The organism is Caballeronia sp. HLA56 (genome assembly GCF_054655155.1).
The window spans coordinates 50,200-77,030 of record NZ_BAAHOB010000006.1; the positions used below are offsets into that span (position 1 = coordinate 50,200).

A 26,831-nucleotide genomic window follows, 5' to 3' on the forward strand; every position below is an offset into this window, starting at 1 on the left:
TGCCTTATTTTGGACCGACGTCCCCGATGCATTTACTCCGGCTCTTCGATCGACGAACGATCCTGCGCGCTCGTCGTCTCTGGCTGCACTACGGCGTGTTCTGGCTGGGCGCAATTGCGACCGGCCTAGTCGCGGTACTGTATGCGCGTTTAATCGATGTCGGATACGGCCTTTTTCTGCGTCTTGAAAGCCGGTACTTCTGGCTTCCGCTGTTCATCACGCCTGCCATTGCAGCGCTGGCTGTGTGGCTCACGCGGCGCTTTTTCCCTGGCGCGGAGGGAAGCGGCATACCACAAGTCATCGCGACGCTGCACGACGGACGCGAAGCGGCGTCGCGTCTCTTAAGTCTGCGAGTGCTCGTTGGCAAGGTTGTCGTATCGTTCTTGTCGATTCTTGGTGGATTCACGATTGGACGCGAAGGACCGACCATTCACGTCGGAGCCGCGCTCATGTTCAGCTTGCGGCGCTTTTACCCGAGGCGGCTGCGTCGTCTTGGCGGTGCCGCGTTCGAACGCAATCTGGCGCTCGCAGGTGCAGCGGCGGGATTGTCCGCGGCCTTCAATGCGCCGCTTGCGGGCGTCGTGTTCGCCATCGAAGAGTTGACACGCAGCTTCGAGGCGCGAACCAGCGGCGTGCTCATCACGGCGATCATCTTTGCCGGCATCGTCTCGCTCGCCTTGCAAGGGAATTACACGTATTTCGGCACGATCAATATCGATGGACACTTCCCGGATCTGCTCGCGCTCGTCGTCGTTTTGCTCGGTGTAATCACGGGTATCGCAGGCGGCGTCTTCTGCTGGCTCCTGCTCAACACGCATCGCTGGATGCCACGGAGGCTGGTTGAATGGCGCAAGGCGCATCCAGTCATGTTCGGCGGCGCATGCGGGCTGATGATTGCGCTGATTGGCCTGGTCGCGGGCGGTCATACGTTCGGCAGCGGTTATGTGGAAGCGCGCGGCATGCTCGAAGGCACGTCACAGCTCGGTGTGAGTTATCCGGTGCTCAAGATGGCGTCGATGATCTGGTCGTACTTGCCGGGTGCGCCGGGCGGCCTGTTCGCGCCGTCGCTGGCAATCGGGGCCGGCGTGGGAAATGCGCTGCATCTGGTGTTCGCGCACGTGCAGTTGCCGATGCTGATCGCGCTCGGCATGGTCGGTTATCTTGCCGCGGTGACGCAGAGTCCGATCACGGCATTCGTCATCGTGATCGAGATGATCAACGGGCACACGCTCGTCCTGTCGCTGATGTCGACTGCGTTGATCGCGAGCCGCGTGTCGAGACTTTTTGCTCCGCCGCTGTACGAAGCGCTCGCGCGTCGTTACGACAGCACTAAGGCAGCGCAATGAAACGGTCGCGTCGATACGTCCTTACGTTCAGCGCACGCGCTTGATCGCAATTAATCGCAATTGATCGCGCGCTTTGATCCCGTTGGAGCTTACATGGCCAAATTCCATCTTTTTCTCTTCGTTTTGCTGCTAGCAAGCTTCTTTCCAGCAGCTGTACAGGCGAAACGCATCGTGCAACATATCGCAAGACACCACATCAACAAGCATCACTTGTCCGGTCAGCATGTTGGAAAGCAGCATGTCAGAAAGAAGCGCAACCATCAGCCCTTGGTACGATCCCGCGCTGCCGTGGCGCTCGACCTTACAACGGGACGGACGCTATATGCGAAAAAAGCGGACCGGCGCATGCCCATCGCCTCACTCACGAAGCTGATGACCGCCATGGTAGTGATCAATTCCGACCGCTCTTTGATCAAACCCGCGCGTATTACCGATGCTGACGTCGACCACCTGAAGGGGTCGAGCTCGCGTCTGCCGGTTGGTTCGTTGCTGTTGCGCCGAACCATGTTGCACATTGCGTTGATGTCGTCCGAGAATCGCGCAGCCTTTGCGCTTAGCCGGGACTATCCTGGCGGCCGAAAGGGCTTCGTGCATGCGATGAATCTCACCGCAAGCAATTTGCAGATGCGTCACACTCGTTTCGTCGATCCGACCGGGCTGTCACCTCATAACGTGTCGACCGCTCGGGACCTTACGCGGCTGGCGCGTGCTGCATACGCGTACCCAACGATTCGTGAATATGCGACGTCGCACGAAAAACTCGTGCTCGGCGGCGATGGTCCGCTCATGTATCACAACACTGATCCGCTCGTCTACGATGCGTCGTGGAACGTCCGCTTGCAGAAGACCGGTTTCACAAACGAGGCGGGGCATTGCCTCATCATCGTTACCATGGTGTCGGGTCATCCGACGCTGCTCGTACTGCTCGGCGCGCCAGATTCGCGTGCGCATTTTAATGACGCGGCGGCTTTGCGAAGCTGGCTGCTAAGGGGCGCTCAGCGAAATCGATTCAATTGACTGGAAGCTGGAAGCCTGATGCGCGCGCGATGGCTTGCATTTGCTCGCCAGAAAATACAGAGTTTAAACGGTCTCCCCCGGGATAACGTCGCAATGAGTAAGCCGATTGAAGACTATGCCCTGTTGAGTGATGGCGAAACCGCCGCGCTGGTGAGTCGCGACGGCTCCATTGACTGGTTGTGCTGGCCACGCTTCGATAACGACGCTTGCTTTGCCGCGCTGCTCGGCACGGCGGAGAACGGCCATTGGTCGTTGACGCCAGTCGGACCGGTCAGCCGTCAGCGCCTCCGCTATTAGCAAGATACGCTCGTCATGGAGACCGACTTCGAAACAGAAGAGGGCGCCGTCCGGGTCAACGACTTCATGCCGATTCGTACAACGTTTTCTTCGGTTGTTCGCATCGTTGTGGGCTGAGCGGGAACGTAAAGATGCGCTCGACTTTGCGTTTGCGATTCGACTATGGCGCGCTGCCGCCCTGGTCGATGGCGGATGGTGACACCATGGTCGCGAAGGTCGGCCCCGATCTTGTGGTTTTACGCACGCCATTCCCCCTCGAAGTGAAGTCGCATGTGGTTGAAACCGAAACCGAAACCGAAACCGAAACCGAATTCGAAGTCCAGGCCAGAAGCAGGGTTGCGTTCGTGATGAGCTACGGACCGTCTCATCAGCCGGCGCCGGCAGCCATTGATGCCGAAGCCGCGCTGGTCGCCACCCGGAACTTCTGGCGCAACTGGATCGCCCGATTCGATGATTCCACAACCGACTGGCCTCACAAGGTGCGCCGCTCCCATCTCACGCTTAAAGCGTTGATCCATCAGTCAAGTGGCGGACTGATCGCGGCGCCGACGACATCTTTGCCCGAAGCGCCAGGCTGCAAGATGAACTGGGAGTACCGCGACTGTTGGCTGCGCGATGCGAGCTTTACCTTGGGTGCGCTCTTTAATGCCGGTTTTCACGGGGAAGCGCAGGCGTGGCGCAACTGGTTGTTGCGCGCCATCGCCGGTTCGCCGGATCGCATGAGGATCATGTAACGCGTTGACGGCGCGCGGCATCTGGCCGAATGGACCGTCGATGCGTTGCCGGGATCGGTATTCATCGCCGGTGCGTATTGGCAGCGCCGCGTCGACACAGCATCAGATCGATGTCTTCGAAGAGGTGCTCGATTGCCTGGACCTGGCTCGCCGGGGTGGTGTCCCGACGACAAAGCATGAGAGTGCGGTTGCGCTGAAGATCGTCGAGCACCTTGCCGCGATGTGGGAAAGCGCGGGGTCGGGCGTCTGGGAATCCCGTGCCGAACCGCGGCACTACACTTACTCGAAGGTCATGGCGTGGGTCGCATTCGACCGCTTCATCCGCCACCATGAAGCGTCTGAAACCGCAGGTGCGGTCGATCGGCGATTATACAATCGCATCTTTGGCTTGCGCTCGTTGGTTCACGAACAGGTATGCCGCGACGGATGGAACGAAGGTCTGGGCAGCTTCACTCAGTATTATGGCGGTCAGGAACTCGACGCGAGCCTGTTGCTGCTTCCGTTGATGGGCTTCCTGCCGGTCGACGATCCGCGCATGGCCTCGACCATCGCTACGATTCAGCGGGAACTCTCGGGAGGCGGTCTCATTCGACGAACGGCGTCACGAAGCGACGGTCCGAGCGAAGGCGTGTTTCTCGCATGCTCATGCTGGATGGCGGACTGTCTTCATCTGCAGGGGCGTACCGAGGAAGCGCGGGCGCAGTTCGAACGCGTACTCGCTGTCAGCAACGATCTTGGCTTGCTCTCTGAGGAATACGACGTGCCGGGCAAACACCTCGCCGGCAATTTTTCCGCAGGCGCTGACTCATCTTGCGATCGTCAATACGGCTCTCAATCTTTGCGGTCCAACACTGAACCGGGGCGGTAGTTGATAGCGCATCTCGCGTGCATCCACGAACCGACAAGCAGCATTGAGGAGTGTCCATGACCCATTCAAGCGCTAAAGATCCTTCAGCCCCGGCAGCGCCCAACGCTCGCCGTTTGCCCCATCCACGCGCTTATCCGATGCTGGCGGGACAGCCGGCTCTCGTCACCGGCGCGAATTCGGGCATTGGCAAGGCAGTCGCCCTCGGGCTAAGCAGGCGCCGGCCCGGCGCGTTCTTCCTACATTGGAATACAGGCCGGCCAAGCGAGCCGCGATTATCGCCTAATACGCTATAAATACCTTTTCGATTTCCGACGCTCTTTCTATGGCTGCAGAACTGCTACGCGACGTTGCCGCTGCGCGTTGCAGGCCGTCTGGCTTTGACATGGATGCTGGTTTTGCACAACTGCACGCCGACGCGGCCGATGTTCTCGAAGAGGAGCTGAGAGCGCTTCAACCGCTGACATCAGGGAACACCTAGATTTCGCACGGAAGAGAGCGCTGCTTGTTGGCGGAAACGGGCCATTTCCTTCATACAACTTCGGTGCGCATTGAAATTCGGTCGTCCGTGACCATCCGTTAGCGGACTGAGAGGTCGAACCGTCAACCGAGATTTGCGTCATGTCGTCGTGAGTGAGTGGTCCTCCACAGGACATCGAAAAATCACTTCACTCGCCTTAAATGAAGTTCGCGATCGATCCACCCATTCGAGCCTTGAAGTCGATGTTGGAGTTATCCGAGTAAGTTGAATCGCGAAAACGAATAGAAACAATAGAGTTTGGCGGGATTTCTCGCAATGGCAAAGATTGAACTTCCTCAGAGGGGCGTGCGATGTGCGACTATCGATGATTTTCGACGGAGGTAGAGTGTTGTCGATCCGATTCTCAGCGGTCGTTTGGGGTCGGCACGAACATTTTTCGAAATTGCGCCGCGGCGCTCGACGGTTTCTCCGTGCCTTTTCCTCTACTCGGATCGAACCGGTTCCGCTCGACGTGACCGCTTCGGCTCCGAGGCTTTCGTCGGGCGTTGCGGGGGACGCTCCACCGAATGCTCGACGAGCGCCCGAACGCCCGCCGCGGCGAATCGCACAAGCTGCTCGTAATGGCCGGTCGATTTCGAGGTCCGCGCGGAAGCGCCCAGGCGCGCGGCACGCCCGTTGAGTGCATGCGCCTGCTGCCGTGCGCCGACGGAAAACAGATAGGCCCACGTCGCATGTTCGCGCGAGATGCCGGGCATGACCGTATGCAGCGCATCGATGATGCGTTCCGCGATCGGGTCATAGTAAGTCTCGCGGATTCGCCGCGAACGCTCGTCGCTGCCCAGGCTGACGGATGCCACCAGCTGCACGTAAAGCGCCAGATTAACGGCATCCTCGCCATGAAAAATCTCCGACAGCGGTGTGAAGGCGATCGTCAGTACGTCTTCGACGGTCGCAGTGCGTTCGCTTGCAAAGAGGCCGTCGAGCAACTTGCCGCGGTGTTGATTGATGGCCGACGATCGCCGCTCGAACACGGCCTCGTACAGTTTGTCCTTGGTCGCATAGTGGTAGTGCACGAGCGCTTGCGCGACGCCGGCTTCGTCCGCGATGTTTCGCATGCTCGCTCCGGCGTAGCCGTGCTCGCCGAACACGCGCTCGGCCGCATTCATGATCGCGGACAGGCGCGTCCTCGGCGCGCGGTCGGGTTCCTGAGTACCGTTGCCGGCGCGTGCGGACGCCTTCTTTTCGCGTTGTGTTTTCATCTCCGCAAACTCCATAGAATCACTATTCGATCGATCAGTCAGTATATCGCGACCCTCGCGCGACGCGGGTCGGACGATCCGGACCGCGTCGCAACCTGCAACGCGATGCACCGAGCAGGGTACGCCCTTATCCGAGAAACTCCGGCTCCGGTAGACCCTTCACGCCGGGCCGCACCGCGAGCACGTTGCCCGCGAGCGGCTGCTGCGCGAGTTCCTTCTCGCTCATCCGCCGGCGCGCCGTCGTAATAAAGAGGGTGTCGAGGTCCGGACCGCCGAAGCACAAGCTGCTCACGCGTCGCACCGGAAGATTGACGACCATGTCGATTCTCCCGCGCGGGTCATAGCGCGTGACGCACCAGCCGTCCATGTTCGCGCTCCAAAAGCAGCCGTCGGCATCTACGGTCGAGCCGTCGCAAATGCCACGCCCGAGCGGCACTTCCGCGAATTTGCGGCGGTTGTAGATGGCGCCATCGACTGAATCGTAGTCGAACACGTCGATCTGACAACTGAACGAATCGGTCATGTACATGAGCCGGTTATCGGGGCTGAAGCTGATGCCGTTGATGCAGGTGATGCCTTGCATTACCAGCTTCGGCTGCAGATCGGGATCAAGACGGAACAGACGTCCGCGCGGCGTGTACGCGGCCGCTTCCACCGTGCCGGACCAGTAGCGGCCGTGACGATCGCATTTGCCGTCGTTGAAGCGGTTCTTCGGACGCTCGGCGTCGGGACGCGCCACTTCGGTCAGCTCGCCGGTCTCGGGGGAGAAAAAGTAGAAGCCTGAGCGCATCCCCACGATCAGGCCGCCCTTCGCGCGCAGACCGATGCTGCCGATTTCTTCCTGCATCGGCCAGCTTTTCTTGGCGCCGCTCGACATGTCGAGGCGGTGAATTGCCTGCCCGATGCCATCCACCCACCAGAGCAGTTGCGTTTTTTCATCCCAGATGATCGATTCGCCCAGCACATCGGGCGCGGAATCGATCACGTCGATGATCGAACCCACCATGTCGATCGGTCTCGTGATGCTGCTGACAGTCATGTTGCCTCCTTGATCCTAAAATTAATGTTCATATCGACGAATTTGATCCGTCCGCTCAGGCGGCCGGCTCCTTCATGCGGGCGATGCCTTCGAGCGCGAGTCCGTAACCCAGGACGTCGTGCAGCCGGGCTTTCAGTTCCTGATTCAGGCAGGTGCGCGTGTAACGTCTCACAAGGCGCGGTTGCTTGAGCATCGAGCTCGCGAGCTCGCGGGCCCGCGGCAGTAGTTCCGCCGCCGGCAGCACTTCGTTGACGAGACCCATCGCCAGCGCTTCGTTGGCCGAGATGCTTTGGCCCGTCAGCAGAAAATAGTGGCCACGCGCGCGGCCCATAAGCAGCGGCATGATCAGATGCATTCCGTCGCCCGGCACCATGCCGCCCTGGAAGTGCGCGGTGTCCTGGATCGTCGCGGTGTCCGATGCCAGCACGATGTCGCCCAGCAGGGGAAGCTCGGCGTGGCGCACGGCCGGCCCGTTGATGATGCTAATCACCGGCGCTTCGATGTTGAGCAGGTTGATGAGCAAATGCTTCGCTTCCCAGTAGATCGGATCGTAGATCGTGGGTGTCATCGAATTGCGGTTCTGGTGCATGCCGGGCGCGATGGACGGCCCGCTGAACGCATCGCCCGTGCCGGTCATGATCACGACGTCGTTTTCCCGATCGCGGCCGACGTCGAGGAACGCCTGCTCGAATTCCCGGTGCGCCGTCAGATTCCACACGAGCGGCCCACCATGGGTGTGGAAGTGCATCTCCAGCACGCCGTCGGTGCGGGTCATGCGGATGGTCTCGAATTTGTCTGCGTATTCGTCGAAGTTGCTCACGGCTTTGTCCTCTGCTGAACGTTGGAAAAACTCGCCGGCGCACGCCGGCGGAGGTGCTGGCGTGAATCCACGCGAGGTAATCAAGCGCCGACACTACGCCTGACTGATCGATCAGTCAACAAGGGAAAATCCGGCCGCGCTTCCGGTTGACCACGCGTTCGGTCCTCCGCTACTGTGCTGACTGTTCGATCAATCAGTTTTTGATGCGAGCGAATTGCCGCCTTCCAGTGCGCCCTGACAAAAGCAGACGCCGCGGACCTTCCGGATATCCGCGGCTTCGAGGAGACAGCTTCATGAGACGCTTTCCGTCGTTCGTATGCCGTTCCGTCCATCAACATTGAGAGGGCCATCATGTCGCGCAAAATCGCTCTCGATAGCAACTCGCCGGTTCCGACGACGGCCCACATGGACACGCAACGTGCGCTGTATATCAAGGTCGCGCTGCGGCTCGTGCCGCTGCTGATAGTGTGCTATGTGGTTGCGTATCTGGACCGCATCAATGTCGGCTTCGCCAAGCTCCAGATGCAGGACGCGCTCGGCTTCAGCGATGCGGTGTACGGTTTGGGCGCCGGCATTTTCTTCATCGGCTATTTTCTGTTCGAGGTGCCGAGCAATCTGCTCTTGCAGCGCATCGGCGCACGCAAGACCATTACGCGCATCATGGCTCTATGGGGAATCACCGGCTGCGCGATGGCGACGGTATCGAGTCCGACGGCGTTCTACTCGCTGCGTTTTCTGCTCGGCGTGTTCGAGGCCGGCTTCTTTCCGGGCGTCGTGTACTACCTGAGCCAGTGGTTTCCGCGTCATCGCCGTGGCCAGATTCTCGGGCTCTTCATGACGGGCTTTCCGATCGCAGGGGCCATCGGCGGACCGGTGTCGGGCTGGGCGATGTCGCGGCTCGGCGGCGTCGCAGGCCTCGCGGGCTGGCAGTGGCTTTATATCGTCGAAGCTGCTCCTGCGGTGCTGCTCGGCATCGTGACGTGGTTCACGCTGTCGGACGACATCGCGCGTGCGAAGTGGCTGACCGAACCGGAGCGCGACGCTTTGCGCCATGCATTGCGTGTCGAAGGGAGCGACGCGGAGCCGAAGCATACCGGGCAGTTGCGGCAGGTGGTCACCGATCCGAAGGTGTACCTTATGAGCTTCGCGTATTTCACGTTCATCTGCGGCACTTATGCGCTGAGCTTCTGGTTGCCGACGGTACTAAAAAGCGCGGGCGCGACGAGCGTCGAGCGTATCGGCTGGCTCTCGGCGATTCCCTACGGGATCGCGGCCGTGGGCATGGTGCTGATTTGCCGAAACTCGGACCGGCTGCTGGAGCGTCGCTGGCATGGCGCGCTGGCTGCCTTCGCAGGGGCAATCGCGCTTTCGCTGCTGCCGCTGATGGCGCATGATCTGACGGCGACCATCGTGCTGCTGACGATCGCATCGACCACGGTGTTCGTCACGCTTCCGCTGTTGTGGTCGCTCGCATCGGACTATTTCGCGGGCTCGTGGGCGGCTGCGGCTGCAATCGCGTTCGTCAACAGCCTCGGCCTCTTAGGCGGCTTTGCTAGTCCGTTCGCAATGGGCTGGCTCAAGACACTGAGCGGCACGCTGAGCAGCGGGCTTTATCTGATGACTACGCTGCTTGCACTGGGCGCATGCGCGTTGCTGTGCATGCGCACCTGCCGCCAGGCGAATGCATGATCAACCAACGAACGTCGAGGCCTGCGCAATCGGGCCCGCTCGCGGCAAACATGGAACAGATCTTCAAGGACGCATCGCCGGGGAGCCTGCTCGGAGAGAGCGTAGCGCGACTGGATGGCGCGCGCTTCGTCTCGGGACGTGTCGACTACAGTGCCGATCTCGTTCCTCGCGATGCCCTCCATCTCGCCATACTGCGCAGCGCGCACGCGTGCGCGAGGATCTTGTCGATCGATTTGTCCGACGCGCTGGCGATGCCCGGCGTCGTCGCCGGCCTGACGGGCGAGGAAGCGGCCCGCTTCAGCGATGCGATGCCGCCGGCGATGGACCTGCCCGCGCAGGGCGCACGCGGTCCCCTGCAGAGCCGCTGCCTTGCGCTCGGCGAAGCGACGTACTTCGGACAACCCGTGGCGGCGCTCGTGGCGACATCGGTTCACGATGCGCAAGCGGCGCTCGCGAAAATTCGCATCGACTACGAAACGTACACGCCGATTGTCAGCGCGCAAGAAGCCTTGCGCGACGGTGCGCGGATCGTCCAGCCCGGCTGGGACACGAATTTGCTCGTGCACGACCGCATTCGCTCGGGCGACGCCGACGCCGCCTTCGCGCGCGCGGCACACGTCGCGCGAGGTGAACTGACCATCGGCTCGTCGACGAGCGCGCCGATGGAAACGCTCTGCTATGTCGCCGAATGGGATGCGCGCGGCGAGCGTTACGCGCTCACCGGCACGTTCCAGAATCCCCATACGAGCCGCTGGCTGATCGCTGCGGCGCTGCGCGTGAAGGAGTCACAGGTGCGTGTGATCACGCCGCGTATCGGGGGCACGTTCGGGCTCAAGATGGCGGGGCATCCGGAGGAAGTGCTGGTCGCGCTTTTCAGCCGGCTCACGAAGCGCCCGGTGGCATGGATCGAGGAGCGGCGAGAAACCCTGCTCGCGGGCGCGCGTTCACAGCATCACAGCTTCGAGATTGCCGCTGATGAGAACGGCAGGCTGATCGGCTGGCGTGATCGCATTCTGGTCGATGTCGGGATCATCGGCGCTGGTCATAGCTGGGCAATGGCGCTCGTTACGCCGGCGGTGTTTCCGACCGTCTATAAGATTAAGCATTGCGACGTCGAGTGCTCACTGGCCATGACCAACCAGCCGCCGTGGCAAGCGATACGTGGTTACGGCAAGGAGATTGGCAATCTCGTGCTCGAACGCGCGATCGATCTGCTCGCGCAACAGACCGGCATGGATCCGGTCGAACTGCGCCGACGTAACCTCGTCGCGCGCGATTCCTTGCCGCGCCTCCTGCCATCCGGCCTGAACGTGGACAGCGGCGACTATCCGGGCGGCCTCGAGCAGTTGCTCACGATGTTCGACTACCCGCGATGGCAGGCACGGGCGCGCGCCGCGCGCGATTCGGAGTGTCGCATCGGGATCGGCATTGCGTTCGAACTCACGCCGGAGGGCGGCGCGCGGCCAGGAAATTTTCCCAACGGCTACGAGACATCCACGGTACGCATGATGCCGTCGGGCGATGTACAGGTGCTGACAGGCGTGACGTCCCCCGGCAGCGGCAGCGACACCGGCATCGCGCAGATGGTCGCGGGCGAGCTCGGCTTGCGCGCCGACCAGGTGAGCATCATCGAAGGCGATACCGACGTGACGCCGCTCGGCACCGGCAACGCCAGCAGCCGCGCGCTAATGTACGGCGGCACGGCCGCGTACCTTGCCGCGTGCGAACTGCGGGACCGGCTCGCGCAGTGCGCCGCCAACATGCTCGGCGGAGCGGCCGACGACATCGTGCTGCGCGACGGTCATGCGCGTCGCCAGTCGAACGGCGCGCAGATCACTGTGGCCGAACTCACGCTCGGCGCGCATCTGCGGCCGTTCACCGTGGCCGCGGGGGTGACGTTGCCGCTGGAGGTGACGCGCAGCTTCGCGCCGAAGAACGTACGCGTGGAGCCGGACGCGCAAGGCCGCATCGCGACCTATCCGACATTTTCGTATTCGGTGCATGCTGTGGCGCTCGAACTCGACATGGTCACCGGCAACAGCACGCTGCTCGACTATGCCGTGGTGCACGATTGCGGCGCGATGATCAACCCCGCGCTCGTAGAAGCGCAGCTCAGGGGCGCGATCGTGATGGGCATCGGCGTGGCGCTGTGGGAACTCATCAAGATGGACGAGCATAATCGCATGATCACCGATCGCTTCAAGAGCTACCTGCTACCGCGTGCAAACGATCTTCCTCCGATTCGCGTCGGGCATCGCGTCACGCTCAATCCGTTTCATCCGCTCGGCATGAAGGGCGCGGGTGAATCGGGGCTTGGCGGCGCGCTTGCGGCCGTCAGCAATGCCGTGGCGAATGCGCTGGGTAACGACGCGTGCGTCGCGCACGTGCCGGCGACGCCCGCGCGCGTTATTGCTTCCCTGCAGGAGCGATTCGCGTGATAGGGCATCGCTTCAATCTTCATCAGCCGAAGGAACTCGACGAAGCAGCGGGCTTGCTGGCTCGGTTCGGCGAGGACGCGTCAGTGCTCGGCGGCGGCACGATGCTGGTGCCGTCGATGTCGGCGAATCTCGTGCGGCCCGCGCATCTCATCAGTCTGAACGCGCTCGGTCTGGATCCGATCGTGCTCGACGACACACACCTGCGTATCGGCGCGATGACGACCTACGCTCAACTGCTCGCCTCGCCGATCGTGGCAAGCCATGCGCCGCTGCTCGCTGCGATGGCCGCGCAAGTGACGGGCGGCGCATCGATCCTCAATCAGGGAACGCTTGGCGGAGCCGCGAGCTTCGCGAATCCTTCATCCGATGCGCCGGGCTGTCTTGCGGCGCTGGAGGCGGTGTTCGAGTTGCGCTCGTCGCAGGGCAAGCGTTGCATGCCGGCGGGTGATTTTTTCGCCGACGCGTTTTGTACCGCTCGGCGCGCGGACGAATTCCTCGCGGGCATTCTTGTCCCGCGCGATGCGACCCTTGTCGCCTGTCAGTACCAAAAGTACAAGGCGAGCGCGAGTTCGTGGCCCATCGTGACCGTCGCGTGCTCGTTGCATCGTGGCGCGCAGACGAGCGTGCGGCTCGCGGTCGGTGCGGCAGGGCGCCGACCGGCGTACCACCGCTTTGTCGTCGACGAGCGATCGTTGCTCGCACCCGATGCCTTCATCGAACAGGCGGCGAGCAGGGCGCTCGATCTCGTCGGCGAAGGCTGGAGCGATGAACTCGCCAACGGCGATTACCGTCGCGCCATCGTACCGGGTGTCGTGAGTCGACATTTGCGCACGCTGCTCGCGGGAGCGAAGACATGAAAGAATCGATTCAAGTGCGGCTCACGCTCAATGGCGAGCCGCGTGTCGCGGATGTGGACTCGCGGCTGTTGCTCGTCGAACTGATCCGCGATGCGTTGGATGCAAAAGGGACGCGCGTCGGCTGTCTCACCGGCGATTGCGGAGCGTGCACGGTGCTGATCGATGGCGACGTAAGAAAGTCCTGCCTCGTCCTGGCGGCGTCGATTTCGGGCAATGATGTGCGGACGATCGAAGGCATCGAAGGTATCGAGACGCTGAAGGAGGCGTTTATCGCTGAGAACGGATTCCAGTGCGGTTTTTGCACGAGCGGCATGATCGTCGCGGCCGCGGATCTGTTGAGGCGCAATCCGTTGCCAAATTACGAAGAGATACGGCGCGCCATCAGCGGCAACTTGTGCCGATGCACGGGTTACGAAAGCATCGTCAATGCAGTCTATCGTGCGGCGCACGGCGGCTGCTTATTGGGACGAAGCGATGACGCGTGATTCCTCCGTCACGGCTTACGTGACGTATGAAGGCGAATCTGGCGTGCGTTTCGACAGGGCTTGCTACGTCGAGCATCACCTGCCGCTCGTTATGCGTCACTGGTCGCGTTACGGCCTGCCCGGTGTCGCCGCAATTTCCGGGTGTGGAGGAGGCCGGTACGCTCGCGATCTGCGAATGCCGGATTCGCGACGAAGCATTGGTCGATGCGGCGTTCGCGTCGCCGGAAGCCTCGGAGAAGATGGCGGATCTGCCGCGCTTCACCGAAACCGAACAGCGCGCGTGCGTGCGCTAATCGAAAATGAGGCTATGGGACGGCGGCCGCCCGGCCTTGCTCTTGAGTCAGTGCGGCTTGATGATCTGCACCGGTACCTTGAACAGCACCACGCGCTCCATCTCGTCGGGGATCTCCCGCTTGCGCGTCTTCTTCGCCGACAGGTTAGATTCCAGGCTGATCTGCTGCATAGGCTCCATGTTCGCAGCTCAGATTCCCTTAGGCATCGAGTGTCCATACTACGTTTTGCGGACGTTCTCAGACACCGGCTGATCCACTGCGGCATCCCACATCCCCATCGCGTCGGTCACGGCCTTCTCGATGACGGCCTGCCGGACACGATCGCGGGCGAGCACGGACAGCCCCTGGAAAAAGCAGTCGAACGCGATGGACAGCGCTGCCGAATCCGTGCTGCTGCGCAGTTCCCCGCTCTTGATGCCCCGCGCAACGCAGGCGCGGAAGCCGGCGCGCGTGCGAATGCGCACATCACGAAGCCACTGGGTGACGGCCTCACTGCCGATGGAACTGGCCCCGACGACGCCCAGCGCGACCATACAGCCTTTTGGGTGGCCGCTCTCAGTCTGCATCCGTGCCGACCGGAGCAGCGCCAGGAACACGCCCTCCCGTGGCGGAAGCGACGTGTCATGAAGACTACGGGTGACCTTGCCATAAACCTCCATGTAACGGCCCAGCGCCTCCTTATACAGCGCCTCCTTGGACTCGAAGGCCGCGTAAAAGCTGGGCGCCGAGATGCCTCCGCCGATCGCCGCCTTCAACTGCGACAAAGACGTCGATTCGTAGCCATGTTCCCAGAACAAGTGCATCGCCGAAATAATCGCCGCATCGCGGTCGAACGCGCGTGGCCGGCCCCGCTGAACCATGAACATCTCCGTCAATGAAAGAAATACATACTAGTCGATACACAATCTTCGAGCAAGTTGCGATCGACGACTTCCGCGCATGGCAGCGGACCGCTCAACACAGCGGTTGACAACCGTTTTCACGCTCGCTTATATTTGTACCAGTCGGTATGTAAATAAAGAGCAGTGCGGGGTCACCACACAAACCCCGCATTTTTTTAAGCCAATTCTGTACCAATCGGTATCTAATGAAAATGTCCAAAGAAATCGAAGCACGTCTTGACGCCATCGAAAGCCGCTTTGCCATCGATGCGCTGATCGCTAACTACGCCGAGGCGTTCGACACCATGAACATCGATCTGCTAGCCACGCTCTGGCATCCCGAATCGCGACTGCTCCTAGGCGCGAACGGCAACTCCGAGGGCCTGGAAGCCATCCTGGCGCAGGCACGCATCAACATGACGCGCATGCCCCACATGCATCATTGGATGGCGAATGCCCTGATCACGGTGGACGGTGACAACGGCCACGGGCTGGTGGCAGCGGACTGTCTTTTTTACGACGTCGATCAGGGCCCGCTTCAAGTAAGCGGCCAATACCGCGACGTCTATCATCGACGCGAAGGCCGCTGGGCATTTCTGGAGCGCACCTTTACCATGCACTACGCGACGCCGCTCCAAAATTGGAACCCCATCGGCGGAACGGAACGCTTCGGCCGCCCGGCCTGACGCGGCCCGCGAGCGCCTAAACTTATGCATACGACAACCTCCTCCACGCGTCGATGGTCGGCGTTCGCGGTGTTGCTGGTGGGAGCATTTCTGCCTCCGCTGGACTTCTTCATCGTGAACGTAGCCCTGCCATCGATCCAAAGTACCCTCCAAACGAGCGCTGCCGAGCTGCAGCTCGTTATTTCCGGATACGCCGCGGCTTACGCGGTCTTCCTTATTACAGGAGGACGGCTAGGCGATCTCTTCGGCCGGCGGAGGATCTTTCTTATCGGCGTCACGGGCTTCGGACTGACATCGGTGATCTGCGGACTCGCATCGTCGCCCGCCATGCTGATACTCGGGCGTGTGCTGCAGGGTCTGAGCGCCGCCGCCATGGCGCCGCAAGGGCTTGCCTCAATCCACGCACTGTTCCCCGAGAAAGAGCGCGCGCGCGCCTTGGGCCTCTACGGCGCAGCGGTAGGACTGGCCGCAGTAGCCGCGCAGGCGCTCGGGGGTGCTTTGATCTCTGCGGACCTTTTTCACTTGGCGTGGCGAGTCATCTTTCTCATCAACTTGCCCGTCGTCGCGGCCGTTCTAATCTTCGGGCTGCCGTTGCTACCCGACGTCCGGGGGGACAGCCCGGCACCCATCGACCGGATCGGGGTGCTGCTCTGCGCGCTCATGCTGGGCTTGCTCATCGTGCCCCTGGTAGAAGGGAGGGAGCTGGATTGGCCGTGGTGGACTGTTGCAATGCTGATTGCGTGTCCCGCCGCTGGGGTAGGCTTTTGCCGATACGAGATGGGCTACGCCCGCAGAGGCGGCGTACCCCTGATCAGCTTGGAGCTGATCCGGAGGCCTGGCCTGATGAGCGGGCTTACAGGCGTCCTTTTCTTCTACGTCGTCTCTGCTTTCTTCCTGACGTTCTCCGTCTACCTCCAGGCGGGCCTTGGAATGAGCCCATTCGAGACAGGGCAGGTTTTCCTACCGTTCGGGGTCGGCGCCTTCATCGGGCCGCTTACGACGCCACTAGCCATCCGCCTCTTCGGTGACCGGGTCCCCGCCATCGGCATGATGCTGGAGGTCGCAGGCTGCATACTCCTCGCCGCCCTCGTGGCCGGCGCGCCCGGACAGATGCCGGCTCAGTTTTCAGTGATTGGGGCGGTAGCACTCCTGGGATTCGGTCAGGGCTGGGCGCTGCCAACGCTGGTGCGCTCGGTCATCAATCGCGCACCGACGACCGGTTCCGGGATGATCGCGGGCATCACGAATTCGGCGTTGCAAATCAGCGCAGCACTGGGTGTCGCGGTCATCGGCGGAGTCTTCTTCAGTGTCGCAGGGACTTCACCGGATCCGTTGACCTTGGCCAGGGCACTGGTCGTCGCAATGATGTGCGTCGGCGGCAGTTTGACCGTTTCCGCCGTCCTGTCTATCGTCGCTTCAAGATCGAGTGCTCATGCCGCTGCAAGGACCGCGCCTCGTTGAGGCCGGCCCGCCATCTCTCGCGGCGAGGAGAACATCGATGCACATCCCCACGGCGTGCACGGCGACCTTCCCACCATTTCACCGGCATCGCTGCGACGCATCACGCATGAAGATGGATCTCGACGAAGAGCGGATGGCGACGATGCTTTCCGGGGATGATCGCGGAGGTCGACTGACAAGGACGGCAATTCAGTGCTGAATACCGCAGCCGCTACGGCGCTCGCGATGTACATTGAACGGCATTAGGTCGAACGCCACTAAGCCGAACGCGAACCTAAGCCCCAAACAACAACGCCGCCCCGTCTACAGCTGGAAGGCAATCAACGCGGCAAATGCCGCGCGAGTCATGCAGATCTACAAGCACCTCTGCCCACTGCCAAAAAAGTAAGTTTAGTTGGCTGCGCAAGTTGAGTCGCACGCGTGAAACGGATGTTCCCGGTCCTTGTTACCCCACCACGCTAGCGTGATTATCTCGTTAGCTGTTTTCCTCATTGTCGGTGAAGCCTAATCTGTCTTCGAAAGCCGACACGCTGCCAGCAACGTTGTGCATGAGTTCGGATGCCGCCCTGTCCCGCGGCCCTCGACGCGCTCAGTGGCCGAACGCATCACCGACTGAGCGTCGCTTCGTGGCGCCTGCGTTATCCGGATGTCACCGACCAAAAGGACTTATAAGCGAATCCAAGACGGCGAACTTCGCCGCGGCGACGGCGCAAGCAGCGCGCAACTGATCCTGATTACGCCTTGTCAAAGAGATCGGGCAAGGCATCGAGGCCGGACAGTTCCCAGTCCGGCCTTTGCCCCATTTCCTCGAACGTATCGCCGCTGCGATTGACCCACGCAGTTGGAAAGCCGAAATGGCGCGCGCCGGTTGCGTCCCACGCATTCGACGAGACGAAGAGAATCGACGCGCGCGAAAGACCGAATGCCGATTCAGCAAGTTCGTAGGCGCGATCGTGCGGTTTGTAGATGCGCACCGGATCGACGCTCAGCAGATGATCGAATCGATCGCGCAATCCCGCATGGCCGACCACGGAGCCGATTGAATGCGGCGAGCCGTTCGAGAGAATCGCGAGCCCGAGGCCTCGCTCCCTGAGCCGCAAGAGCGTCTCCGGGACTTCGGGAAAGGGCCGCAGCTTCAGATACGCGTCGCAAAGTGCCGCCTGCGTGTCGTCGTCCAGGTCGAGTTTCAGATGCTGCGCCGTATAGCGCAATGCATCTTCCGTCGCCTGCTCGAAGGTAACGTAGCGATTCATGAGGCTGCGCAACCACGTATATTCCAGCTGCTTCTGCCGCCAGATCCTGCTAATCTCGCGCCCGCGTCCCGGATACCGCTGCTCGCACTGATCGATGACCGAATGCACGTCGAACAGCGTGCCGTAGAGATCTAGCGCAATCGCCTTGATGTGATTCATGCTCTTTCCTTCCATTGAACATCCGGATCGAACGCTAAGGCTCAACCGCCCTTTCCTTCCCTGAGCCGCGCGCGATGTGCAGCCACCTTCGCGCGATTCCCGCAGATGGCCATGCTGCACCAGCGGCGCGCATGCCCACGCGTGTGATCGGCAAACAGCAACGTGCACTTCGGGCCCTCGCACGCCTTGACGTACGTGAAGTCCTGTTCGCACACGAGCTTCGCCAGCGTCTCGATGATCGGCATCAGCAGCGACTCGGGCGTCGAGTAGCGGCGTTGCATCGCGAATGCAAGGCCGCTCGACGCGCGCCCATCCTCGACGATCGCGCCGTGCTGTTCATCGCGCTGTAGCACGCCATTCAACGCTTCGAGTTCGATCAGGTCCTTTGCCGCGAGCGGCCGTCCCTTTCTCTTCTGCACGAACGATCTGAACCATTCCCGCAGGCCGCGCGCCTTGACCGCGATCTCGTCCAGCTCGGCGGGCGCAGTTTGCGAACGCATGTGCGCAAGCACCTCGGCGGGCACCAGTTGCGCCTGTTCGAGCCACGACAGAAGGCTATCGCCGTCCGCGATCCAGTCGACGGGTTCGTCTACCGGCGTCGCGATCGAGTTGAGGAAATCGAGGCCGGGCGCATCGGCCACGAAGATCGCGGGAAGTGAGCGGTATTCCATTTTTCGAGCCAGCCGTGTTTCTACGATGACTTCATCGTAACCGCTAAAAAACGTATTGACAAGTTACATCGCTAATTTGTAACCTCTTTCAAAATACTCTAGCGGTTACTCAACGAAACGACCTCACCCTGGAGAAACGACCATGTTGGCTATTGCTCATCGCCATACCGACGTCGACGGCTTCGATGTGTTCTATCGCGAAGCCGGTCCTGCAGACGCGCCGAAGCTGCTTTTGCTGCACGGCTTTCCAAGTTCGAGCCACATGTTTCGCGATCTGATTCCGCTGCTGGCCGACCGCTTTCATATCGTCGCGCCGGACCTTCCGGGCTTCGGTCTCTCCGACATGCCGAGCCGCGACAGCTTCGCGTACACCTTCGAAAACATCGCCGGCGTCATCGACCGCTTCACAGAAGTGATCGGCTTCGACCGTTACGCCGTCTATGTCTTCGATTACGGCGCGCCGACGGGCTTCCGCCTCGCGCTGAAGCATCCGGAGCGCATTACGGCCATCGTTTCGCAGAACGGCAACGCGTATGAGGAGGGACTGAGCGAGGGCTGGAATCCGATCCGCGCCTACTGGCAGGAGCATACGCAGGCCAATCGCGATGCACTGCGCCCGTTCCTCACGAAGGAAACGACGAAGTGGCAATACACGCACGGCGTGCCTGACGAGTCTGCTGTTCCGCCCGACGGCTACTCGCTCGACGACTACTACATGAACCGTCCCGGCGCGCACGAAGTGCAGCTCGATCTGTTCGGCGATTACCGCACCAATGTCGCGCTCTATCCGGCGTTCCAGGCGTACTTGCGCGCGCATCAACCGAAATTCCTCGCCGTGTGGGGCAAGAACGATCCATTCTTCCTGCCGCCGGGCGCGGAAGCATTCAAGCGCGACATTCCGCATGCGGATGTGCGCTTCTTTGACACGGGCCACTTCGCGCTCGAAACGCACGCGGCGCAGATCGCGGCAGCCATCAACGAATTCCTCGCTGACTAAAGCGCGGTCGCACCGCGTTCATCTACCAAAGGAGAAACATCATGCGTGCAATCGTCCTCGAAAAGTTCGGCGGTCTCGACAGCCTCGTCTATGCGCAGATTCCGGAGCCTGAACCGCTGGAAGGGTATGTCGTCATCGAAATCAAGGCATTCGGCATCAATCACGCCGAGATGCACATGCGGCGCGGCGAATGGGCCGAAGCGGCAAAGGTGAGTGGCATCGAATGCGTGGGCATCGTGAAGTCGTGTCCGGGCGGCGAGTTTCCCGTCGGCGCGAAAGTGGCCGCGCTGATGGGCGGGCTCGGGCGCACCATCAACGGCAGCTATGCGCAGTTTACGCGCGCGCCGGCGTCGAACGTCGCGCTGATCGAATCCGATCTGTCATGGGCCGAACTCGCAGCGATTCCCGAAAGCTATGCGACGGCGTGGACGACCCTGTTCCGCAACCTTGAAATCAAGGAAGGGCAAACCGTGGTGATTCGCGGCGCAACCTCGTCGCTCGGGCAAGCGGCGGTGAATCTCGCCGTCAACGCGGGTGCGAAAGTGATCGCCACGACGCGCAGCCGGGAGCGCTTCGCGAAGCTCGAAGCAACGGGCGTGTGGCGCGTGGAACTCGAAGGGCCGGACCTCAGCAAGCGAATCGCGGAAGCTAAGCATATCGATGCCGTGCTCGACCTCGTCGGCAACAGCACGATTCTCGATTCGCTCACGATGCTCCGGCGCGGCGGGCGCGCGTGCCTTGCGGGCTGGCTCGGCGGACTTGCGCCGATCCCAGATTTCAACCCGCTCCTGCAGATGTCGAGCGGCGTGTATCTGACCTTCTTCGGCAGCTTCGTGTTCGGCACGCCGGGCTTTCCGCTTTCCGATGTGCCGCTGCAGTCCATTGCAGCGAATATCGCGGCCGGCCGTTTCAATGCGAAGCCTTCGCGCGTGTTCTCGTTCGACGAGATTCACGAAGCCCATCGCGTGATGGAAGCCAACGAAGCGAACGGCAAGATGGTCGTCGTTCATTGAGCCGGGAGGAACCACATGCCCACTAAAGCCGCCATCGTCACGGGCGCGAGTCAGGGGATCGGGCGCTCGACGGCGATCCGCCTCGCACGCGATTTCGATTCGATCGTGCTCGTCGCACGTAATCGCGCCAATCTCGAAGAGACCGCCGACGCGGTTCAGAACGCCGGCGCAAAGACGATCGCAATCGACATCGACCTCGCACGGCCCGAGGCCGCGCAACACGTCGTCGATGAAGCGCTCGCCGCGTTCAGCCGCATCGACGCGCTGCTCAATATCGCGGGCGCGGTTCCGCATATCGATCTGTTCGACATGACCGACGAACAATGGGACGCCGGCCTCGCGCTGAAGCTTCACGGCGCGCGCAGGCTGACGGTCGCGGCATGGCCGTCGCTCAAGCAGTCGTCTGGATCGGTCGTGCTGATGTCGGGGAATTCCGCGCTGTTTCCGAAGGCGCCGTATGCGGCCGTCGGCACGATCAACGCGGCAATCGTCGCGCTGGCGAAAGCGTTTTCCGATCGCGGCATCGCGGATGGCGTGCAGGTCAATAGCGTCCTTCCCGGCGCGGTGATGACCGGCCGCCGGCGCTCATATCTCGAGCACTGGGCGCCCTTGCACGACATGACCGTGGAAGAAGCGACGGCGCGTTTCCCAAAAGAAGCTGGCATCGCGCGTTACGGCACGCCGGAAGAAATCGCCGAGTTGATGGCGTTCCTCGTCTCGCCCGCGGCCAAATGGATGACCGGCAGCACGCTGCGCATGGACGGCGGCGAGGTCAAATCGGTCTGAAGGGAAGAAGCCAAAGGCCGGACGGATGCCCGACCTTTGGCGCTTACCGCGACATCGCGCCCGAAACCGGAATGGAACTTACGATGTAGCGAGCGAAGTGACCGATGCACCGCGCGGCGGCCCGCCTAGGCCTGCCGCGTCTGCGCATGCGTGCGCCGCCAGAGCGCAGGCGTCACGCCGAACTGCTGACTGAACGCGCGCCTAAATGCCGCTACCGACTGATACCCGACCGTCTCGGCTACAGCTTCGGTTGACACCGCAGGTTTTTTCAGTTCGTTCGCCGCCAGCGCCATGCGTACATGGATCAGCAGATCGCTGGGCGAACGTCCGACCTTGGTCTGGAACTGACGGATCAATGTGGCTCGCGACATATTGCATAAGGCCGCCAGGTTGGGCAGCTTCCAGTCATGCGCCGGTTCGGTGAAGATCGCCTCCAGCGCCGGGGACAGTCGCGAGTCCCCTGAGAGCGCCAGTAGCCCGGCGGGTGCTTCGTCGGACTCCGTGCTGGCGCGTAAGGTCAGTGCAAACAGCGCCGCCGACAGCGCGTTCATCATCGCGTGGCCACCGAGATTGTCCGCGATCGATTCCGCGCGCATCAGCGCGACGAGGGAATTCAACTGATTCAATGCGCCGTCCGGTCCCGCGCCCCTCGACGTCGCCGTGCGCACGACGAGCCGTCCGGGCAGATATGTCCGCACGAAGCGGTCATGCGGCGGCGCGAGCACGATGCGTCCGCACAGCATGTCCAGATGCTCCCCCGTACCCTTGTTTTCGCTGACGATCAGGTTCATGACCGCGCGTTGGCGGGCTGGCTTCGGACGCGCGCCGCTACCGTCGCGAAGCGTGTGCGCTGATCCGTGCGCGAGCAGCACGATATCGCCGGCACTGAGCGGCTGCGGCTTGCCCGCGCCGGGCGTCTCCAGAATGGCCGATCCGCCCAGCACAATGTGATAGGGCATTTCGCCGTCGTCCGAATCGGCGTAAATAACTTCCCACGGCGCGCCATACGAGCACCGCAGTTCCAGCTGACCGCGCACGGTCATCATACCGAGCAGACGGCTCAGCCAGTCGATCGAAAGCGCCATGCTCGTCTCCGTATGATACTTTCGAGCATGATATTGAGTATTTCTAGACTCAACAAGCTCATCTTGCGAACCTAAAGTGGAGGCTCCTGACCACCACCAAACGAGGTTCACCATGAGTCGTATCGCTATCTCCGCACTCTCGGATGCAGCCGGCAACACCGCCGATGCTTACGCGCGCGTTCGCAAGATCGCGGGCGGCGGCGCGCCGAATCTGTTCGCGGCGCTCGGTCATCTCGCGCCCGCGACGTTGATTGCCGCGCTGGACGCCGAAGGCGCGCTGGCCTCGAGCAGTCTGAGCAAGCAGGATCTGGAGACCATCAAGCTGCTGATCAGCGAACTGACCGGCTGTGACTACTGCGTGGCCGCGCACGTGATGCTCGGCAAGATGGCCGGTCTGACGCCAGCGGCGCTCAAGCAGATTCGCACCGGCCAGCCGACGGGCGATATCAAGCGCGATGCGCTGATCCGCTTTGTGCGGACCCTGCAAACGACGCGCGGCACGATCGACGAAGACGAGCTCACCGCCATTCGCGCGGCAGGCTACAGCGACACGCAATTGGCGGACGTCTCGCTCGCGATTGCGATGACGATCTTCACCAACACGTTTAATCGAATCAACGATACCGACGTCGATTTTCCGGCCGTCGAGTGATCCAACCATTCATCGTCAGCACATTGGAGAAAGTCATGTCTCAGATCGAACAGTTCGATACGCTGATTCTCGGCAGCGGCCAGGGCGGCAAGCTCCTGGCGTGGCATCTGGCCCGCGCGGGACAGCGCGTCGCCGTGGTCGAGCGCCAATGGGTCGGCGGCTCGTGTCCCGCCGTCGCCTGTCTGCCCAGCAAGAACGAGATATGGAGCGCGCGCGTCGCGCATCTGACGCGCCACGCCGCCGATTTCGGCGTGATGACGGGGCCCGTGGCCGTCGACATGGCGAAGGTGCGCGATCGTAAGCGCGGCATGGTCGAGCGGGAGGCTGCGTTTCACGTGCAGGCGTATGGGTCGAGCGGCGCCGAGCTTGTCATGGGGGTGGGCCGGTTCGTCGGGCCGAAGACCGTCGAAGTGCGGCTCAACGATGGTGGCACCCGTACGCTCGGCGGTAATCAGGTCGTGGTGAACGTCGGCACGCACGCCGCGCTTCCGGAGGTGCCCGGCCTGCAGGCGGCCGACCCGCTGACGCACATCGGCGCGCTGGAGCTCGATCACGTGCCGCCGCATCTGATCGTGCTGGGCGGCGGTTACATCGGCGTGGAGATGGCGCAGGCATACCGGCGGTTCGGGAGCCGCGTGAGCGTCGTCGAGCGCGGCGCGCGGCTTATGGCTCGTGAAGACGCGGACATCGGCGAAGAAACGCTGCGCATCCTCCGGGCGGAAGACATCGACGTGATACTCGATGCACAGACGATCCGCGTCGAAGGTCATTCCGGAACGCATGTGCGCGTCGTCGTGCGGACGCCTTCGGGCGAGCAGACCCTGGAGGGCAGCGACATTCTCGTCGCGGCGGGACGCGTGCCGAACACGGCCGATATCGGCCTCGACCTGGCGGACGTGCAGATCGACGAGCGCGGCTATATTCGCGTGAACGATCGCCTTCAGACATCGGCCGACGACGTCTGGGCGATTGGCGAAGCGGCGGGAAGCCCGCAGTTCACGCATGTCTCCGTCGACGATTTCCGGATCGTGCGCGACAACATGGCAGGCGGACATCGCAGCACGAGTGACCGGCTGATTCCGTACACGCTGTTCACTGATCCGCCGCTGGCGCGCGTCGGCCTCAACGAAACCGACGCACGGCGCGCGGGAATCGGCGTGCGCATTGCGACGCTACCGATGAGCAACGTCCTGCGCACCGAAGCGACGGACGAAACGCAGGGCTTCATGAAAGTGCTCGTTGGCGCTGACGACGACCGCATCCTCGGCTTCACGATGATCGGCTCGGAAGCAGGCGAAGTGCTTGCGGCAATTCAGACTGCGATGATCGCCGAGCTTCCGTACCAGAAGCTACGTGACGCCGTGATTTCTCATCTGACCGTGGCGGAGGGTCTGGGGCCGTTGTTGGCGAGGGTGCCCGAACGCGCGGCTACGTGAGACTTGTAGCCGGACGGTCGGGCTTGTTCATCGAGCGCTTTCTGCGGCCGACTGTGGTCGGCGTCCTCGACGCAAGGGTATTCGTAAGCCGGTAGATGCAATGCGTGATGTGCGGTTGCGTTGAGTGCGAGAGCCCTGCGTATCGGGCAATCTGAGCCGATATCTGCGACTGGCCGTTGTCTTGAAGAGGCGACGTCCGACCTATCGTCCTGCGAGCGGCCGGTGAGGGTTGTTCATCGGCAGTGTACTAGGCGTTGCCCAACGCCATATTCTTCGGCAGTATCGCTTCTTCCTCGTCGGTGTGCGGCGAGCTGCGGGTCGGATGCGCCTAGAACTTAAGCGTCGAAAAGTGTTTCGCTCTGCTTGAATGAATCGATAAGGTGCTGCATGACCGCGCGTATCGTCGGGACGTTTCGGTCCTGTCTGCGTGTCAATAGTCACACGTCTCGCGGCGGGGGCAACGGCCCCCGCGAGCACGGGCTCAGCCCAGGCAAGCTTCGGCCTAGATAATGAGGCAGCAAGGCTCGGCCCGCACCGTCTCGCGCGGCGATTGCCTGCAAGATGTGATTCTCGGCGCGAAGTGAAACGCGCGAGTACTTAAAATGCTGTGTCAGCCAGTTCGTGCCCGGCATGTCGGCGCTTTCCTCGTTGAAACTCACGAAAACCGGAACCTCCCCGCGTTCGGCTCGTTCGCACTGCGCTGGTGCGCCATAAAAGGCGAACGCCATGCGACCGAGTGGCTTTGCGATCAAGTCCGCGTCGACGAGGTGTCCTACACGCACCGCAATATCGGCTTTGTGCCGATCGAGACTGACGGAACGAAGGTTTGTCGCAAGATCAATGTCGATACCGGGATAGGAGTCGGTGATTCGCGTGAGGCGTGCAAGGACGAAGCTCTGACATAGCGCGGGCGGTGCATTTATGCTCACCAGGCCTCGAAGGATAGCGTCGCCACAGCTCGCCTGCGCATGCCCTATCGTCAGCGCGGCGGTTTCGATTTCCGCTGCAACCTGTAACGCGCGTGTTCCAGCAGGCGTCAGTGGGTAGCCTTCAGGCCGGCGCTCGACATGCTTCTGACCGACGCTTTTCTCGAGAGACTGGATACGGCGGGCAATCGTCGCGTGATTGACCCGCAGGGGGCGGGCAGCGGCGTACAGGCTTCGATAGCGCCCCAGCGCCAGGAATATCCGCATGTCCTGCCAGTCGAGTTCTGTGCGTTTTTTATCAGTCATTGCGCGAGGATAGCGGCTCCTTTTTCCGAAAGTCCAGAGCTAACCTGCTGTCCATACCACGGGATGCCAACTGCATCCAGGTTCACTCAACAGCCAGGAGAAACAGCATGAGCCAGAAAAAGGTAGCCATTGTCACCGGCGCTTCGCAGGGCATTGGCGAAGGCATCGTCAACGGCTTCCGCGCCCGGGGCTACGGCGTCGTCGCTACATCGCGCTCGATCCAGCCTTCAGCCGACCCTGACCTCGTGACCATCGCCGGCGACATCGGCGACCCCGACACGGGTAAGCGTCTGGTCGAAGCAGCTCTCGACAGCTTCGGCCGCATTGATACATTGGTGAACAACGCCGGCATCTTCATCGGCAAGCCGTTCACCGAATATACAGAAGAGGATTACCGGCTCAAGGTGAAGACCAACCTCGACGGCTTTTTCTTTACCACGCAGCAAGTTACTCCAGTGATGCTCGAGCAGGGCAGCGGCCATGTCGTCCAGATTACGGCTTCGACGGCGGAATTCGCGAGCTCGCGCTCGCCCGCCTTCATCGCCATGCTGACGAAGGGCGGGATGAACGCCGCGACCAAGAGCATGGCGATCGAGTACGCCACGGGCGGGATCCGCGTGAACGCCGTGGCTCCGGGCGTTATCCGCACGCCGATGCACGATCCGAGCATGGTTGACAAGCTGGCTGCCTTCCATCCCATGAACAAGCTCGGCGAAGTCGAGGATATTGTTCGAGCGGTGCTATATCTCGAGGACGCCGCCTTTACAACCGGGGAGATCCTTCACGTCGACGGCGGTCTAATCGCCGGACGTTGACCAACCAAGGGGCGCCCAAGGAGCGCCCTCCGCGCCCGGAGGACCGTGTGCCGGTATGGAAGCAGTTGCTCCGAAGCATCCGGA

General features: G+C 61.9%; 24 protein-coding genes and 1 pseudogene. 16 read left to right on the plus strand and 9 right to left on the minus strand.

The genetic code is table 11. From position 1 onward, the window contains the following. Positions 1 to 26 precede the first annotated feature (26 nt). From ACYQ47_RS34685 to ACYQ47_RS34695, 3 genes and pseudogenes are all read left to right on the plus strand, one after another. Positions 27 to 1,346: a chloride channel protein gene (locus tag ACYQ47_RS34685; RefSeq protein WP_459909516.1), complete on the plus strand. Its 1,320-nt coding sequence runs from the start codon at positions 27 to 29 to the stop codon at positions 1,344 to 1,346. 93 nt (positions 1,347 to 1,439) lie between these two features. Beyond that, positions 1,440 to 2,363, plus strand: coding sequence for a serine hydrolase (locus ACYQ47_RS34690; RefSeq protein WP_459909518.1), 924 nt, complete (start codon positions 1,440 to 1,442; stop codon positions 2,361 to 2,363). Positions 2,364 to 2,456: 93 nt separating this feature from the next. Beyond that, positions 2,457 to 4,266, plus strand: a pseudogene (locus ACYQ47_RS34695) (glycoside hydrolase family 15 protein). A gap of 956 nt (positions 4,267 to 5,222) precedes the next feature. On the opposite strand, the gene ACYQ47_RS34700 reads toward ACYQ47_RS34695, so the two are convergent. From ACYQ47_RS34700 to ACYQ47_RS34710, 3 genes are all read right to left on the minus strand, one after another. Beyond that, the gene (locus ACYQ47_RS34700; RefSeq protein WP_459909520.1) at positions 5,223 to 5,999 is read right to left on the minus strand and encodes a TetR/AcrR family transcriptional regulator; all 777 of its coding nucleotides are present in this window, start codon (positions 5,997 to 5,999) and stop codon (positions 5,223 to 5,225) included. Between the two features lie 127 nt (positions 6,000 to 6,126). Beyond that, positions 6,127 to 7,038 (minus strand): SMP-30/gluconolactonase/LRE family protein, encoded by a 912-nt coding sequence (locus tag ACYQ47_RS34705; RefSeq protein ID WP_459909522.1) that lies wholly within the window; start codon positions 7,036 to 7,038, stop codon positions 6,127 to 6,129. Positions 7,039 to 7,093: 55 nt separating this feature from the next. Further along, on the minus strand, positions 7,094 to 7,858 hold the full coding sequence (locus tag ACYQ47_RS34710) for an enoyl-CoA hydratase/isomerase family protein (protein ID WP_459909524.1): 765 nt from the start codon (positions 7,856 to 7,858) through the stop codon (positions 7,094 to 7,096). A 351-nt stretch (positions 7,859 to 8,209) separates the two neighbouring features. Here ACYQ47_RS34710 and ACYQ47_RS34715 point away from each other — a divergent pair, with 351 nt between their 5' ends. From ACYQ47_RS34715 to ACYQ47_RS34735, 5 genes are all read left to right on the plus strand, one after another. Then, a complete protein-coding gene (locus tag ACYQ47_RS34715) occupies positions 8,210 to 9,547 on the plus strand; it encodes an MFS transporter (protein ID WP_459909526.1) in 1,338 nt (445 codons plus the stop codon). After that, on the plus strand, positions 9,544 to 11,985 hold the full coding sequence (locus tag ACYQ47_RS34720; RefSeq protein WP_459909528.1) for a xanthine dehydrogenase family protein molybdopterin-binding subunit: 2,442 nt from the start codon (positions 9,544 to 9,546) through the stop codon (positions 11,983 to 11,985). The genes ACYQ47_RS34715 and ACYQ47_RS34720 overlap by 4 nt, the downstream gene beginning before the upstream one ends. Continuing rightward, entirely contained in the window at positions 11,982 to 12,842 is an 861-nt protein-coding gene (locus ACYQ47_RS34725; protein WP_459909530.1) for an FAD binding domain-containing protein, read from the plus strand. The genes ACYQ47_RS34720 and ACYQ47_RS34725 overlap by 4 nt, the downstream gene beginning before the upstream one ends. Further along, the gene (locus tag ACYQ47_RS34730; protein ID WP_459909532.1) at positions 12,839 to 13,327 is read left to right on the plus strand and encodes a (2Fe-2S)-binding protein; all 489 of its coding nucleotides are present in this window, start codon (positions 12,839 to 12,841) and stop codon (positions 13,325 to 13,327) included. The genes ACYQ47_RS34725 and ACYQ47_RS34730 overlap by 4 nt, the downstream gene beginning before the upstream one ends. Positions 13,328 to 13,449: 122 nt before the next feature. Beyond that, on the plus strand, positions 13,450 to 13,620 hold the full coding sequence (locus tag ACYQ47_RS34735; protein WP_459909534.1) for a hypothetical protein: 171 nt from the start codon (positions 13,450 to 13,452) through the stop codon (positions 13,618 to 13,620). A gap of 47 nt (positions 13,621 to 13,667) precedes the next feature. On the opposite strand, the gene ACYQ47_RS34740 is transcribed toward ACYQ47_RS34735, so the two are convergent. Together ACYQ47_RS34740 and ACYQ47_RS34745 are read right to left on the minus strand one after the other, a co-directional pair. Continuing rightward, the gene (locus ACYQ47_RS34740) at positions 13,668 to 13,790 is read right to left on the minus strand and encodes a hypothetical protein (RefSeq protein WP_459909536.1); all 123 of its coding nucleotides are present in this window, start codon (positions 13,788 to 13,790) and stop codon (positions 13,668 to 13,670) included. 48 nt (positions 13,791 to 13,838) lie between these two features. Continuing rightward, on the minus strand, positions 13,839 to 14,480 hold the full coding sequence (locus tag ACYQ47_RS34745; RefSeq protein ID WP_459909538.1) for a TetR/AcrR family transcriptional regulator: 642 nt from the start codon (positions 14,478 to 14,480) through the stop codon (positions 13,839 to 13,841). A gap of 233 nt (positions 14,481 to 14,713) precedes the next feature. Between ACYQ47_RS34745 and ACYQ47_RS34750 the strand changes: the two genes are divergently transcribed. Together ACYQ47_RS34750 and ACYQ47_RS34755 are read left to right on the plus strand one after the other, a co-directional pair. Beyond that, complete coding sequence (locus tag ACYQ47_RS34750) at positions 14,714 to 15,187, plus strand: nuclear transport factor 2 family protein (protein ID WP_459909540.1); 474 nt, start codon at positions 14,714 to 14,716, stop codon at positions 15,185 to 15,187. Between the two features lie 24 nt (positions 15,188 to 15,211). Beyond that, positions 15,212 to 16,648, plus strand: a complete 1,437-nt coding sequence (locus ACYQ47_RS34755) for an MFS transporter (protein ID WP_459909542.1) — start codon at positions 15,212 to 15,214, stop codon at positions 16,646 to 16,648. Positions 16,649 to 17,382: 734 nt separating this feature from the next. Here ACYQ47_RS34755 and ACYQ47_RS34760 read toward each other — a convergent pair. Beyond that, positions 17,383 to 18,060 (minus strand): haloacid dehalogenase type II, encoded by a 678-nt coding sequence (locus ACYQ47_RS34760; RefSeq protein ID WP_459909544.1) that lies wholly within the window; start codon positions 18,058 to 18,060, stop codon positions 17,383 to 17,385. Positions 18,061 to 18,101: 41 nt separating this feature from the next. Further along, positions 18,102 to 18,731: a CGNR zinc finger domain-containing protein gene (locus tag ACYQ47_RS34765; RefSeq protein WP_459909546.1), complete on the minus strand. Its 630-nt coding sequence runs from the start codon at positions 18,729 to 18,731 to the stop codon at positions 18,102 to 18,104. Between the two features lie 142 nt (positions 18,732 to 18,873). Between ACYQ47_RS34765 and ACYQ47_RS34770 the strand changes: the two genes are divergently transcribed. From ACYQ47_RS34770 to ACYQ47_RS34780, 3 genes are read left to right on the plus strand one after another with little or no spacing between them, the layout of a single operon-like run. Continuing rightward, positions 18,874 to 19,728: an alpha/beta fold hydrolase gene (locus tag ACYQ47_RS34770; RefSeq protein WP_459909548.1), complete on the plus strand. Its 855-nt coding sequence runs from the start codon at positions 18,874 to 18,876 to the stop codon at positions 19,726 to 19,728. Positions 19,729 to 19,769: 41 nt separating this feature from the next. Further along, positions 19,770 to 20,741 carry a zinc-binding alcohol dehydrogenase family protein gene (locus ACYQ47_RS34775; RefSeq protein WP_459909550.1) on the plus strand — a complete coding sequence of 324 codons (972 nt, stop codon included), beginning with the start codon at positions 19,770 to 19,772 and terminating at the stop codon, positions 20,739 to 20,741. 15 nt (positions 20,742 to 20,756) lie between these two features. Continuing rightward, positions 20,757 to 21,527, plus strand: a complete 771-nt coding sequence (locus ACYQ47_RS34780) for an SDR family oxidoreductase (RefSeq protein WP_459909552.1) — start codon at positions 20,757 to 20,759, stop codon at positions 21,525 to 21,527. Between the two features lie 125 nt (positions 21,528 to 21,652). On the opposite strand, the gene ACYQ47_RS34785 is transcribed toward ACYQ47_RS34780, so the two are convergent. After that, the gene (locus ACYQ47_RS34785; RefSeq protein WP_459909554.1) at positions 21,653 to 22,612 is read right to left on the minus strand and encodes a cupin domain-containing protein; all 960 of its coding nucleotides are present in this window, start codon (positions 22,610 to 22,612) and stop codon (positions 21,653 to 21,655) included. A 112-nt stretch (positions 22,613 to 22,724) separates the two neighbouring features. Here ACYQ47_RS34785 and ACYQ47_RS34790 point away from each other — a divergent pair, with 112 nt between their 5' ends. Both ACYQ47_RS34790 and ACYQ47_RS34795 read left to right on the plus strand, forming a co-directional pair. After that, positions 22,725 to 23,264 (plus strand): carboxymuconolactone decarboxylase family protein, encoded by a 540-nt coding sequence (locus ACYQ47_RS34790; protein ID WP_459909556.1) that lies wholly within the window; start codon positions 22,725 to 22,727, stop codon positions 23,262 to 23,264. Between the two features lie 35 nt (positions 23,265 to 23,299). Further along, positions 23,300 to 24,700, plus strand: a complete 1,401-nt coding sequence (locus ACYQ47_RS34795) for an FAD-dependent oxidoreductase (RefSeq protein WP_459909558.1) — start codon at positions 23,300 to 23,302, stop codon at positions 24,698 to 24,700. Between the two features lie 437 nt (positions 24,701 to 25,137). On the opposite strand, the gene ACYQ47_RS34800 is transcribed toward ACYQ47_RS34795, so the two are convergent. Then, positions 25,138 to 25,932 (minus strand): LysR family transcriptional regulator, encoded by a 795-nt coding sequence (locus ACYQ47_RS34800; RefSeq protein WP_459909560.1) that lies wholly within the window; start codon positions 25,930 to 25,932, stop codon positions 25,138 to 25,140. A 107-nt stretch (positions 25,933 to 26,039) separates the two neighbouring features. Here ACYQ47_RS34800 and ACYQ47_RS34805 point away from each other — a divergent pair, with 107 nt between their 5' ends. After that, the gene (locus ACYQ47_RS34805; RefSeq protein ID WP_459909562.1) at positions 26,040 to 26,747 is read left to right on the plus strand and encodes an SDR family NAD(P)-dependent oxidoreductase; all 708 of its coding nucleotides are present in this window, start codon (positions 26,040 to 26,042) and stop codon (positions 26,745 to 26,747) included. Positions 26,748 to 26,831: the final 84 nt, after the last annotated feature.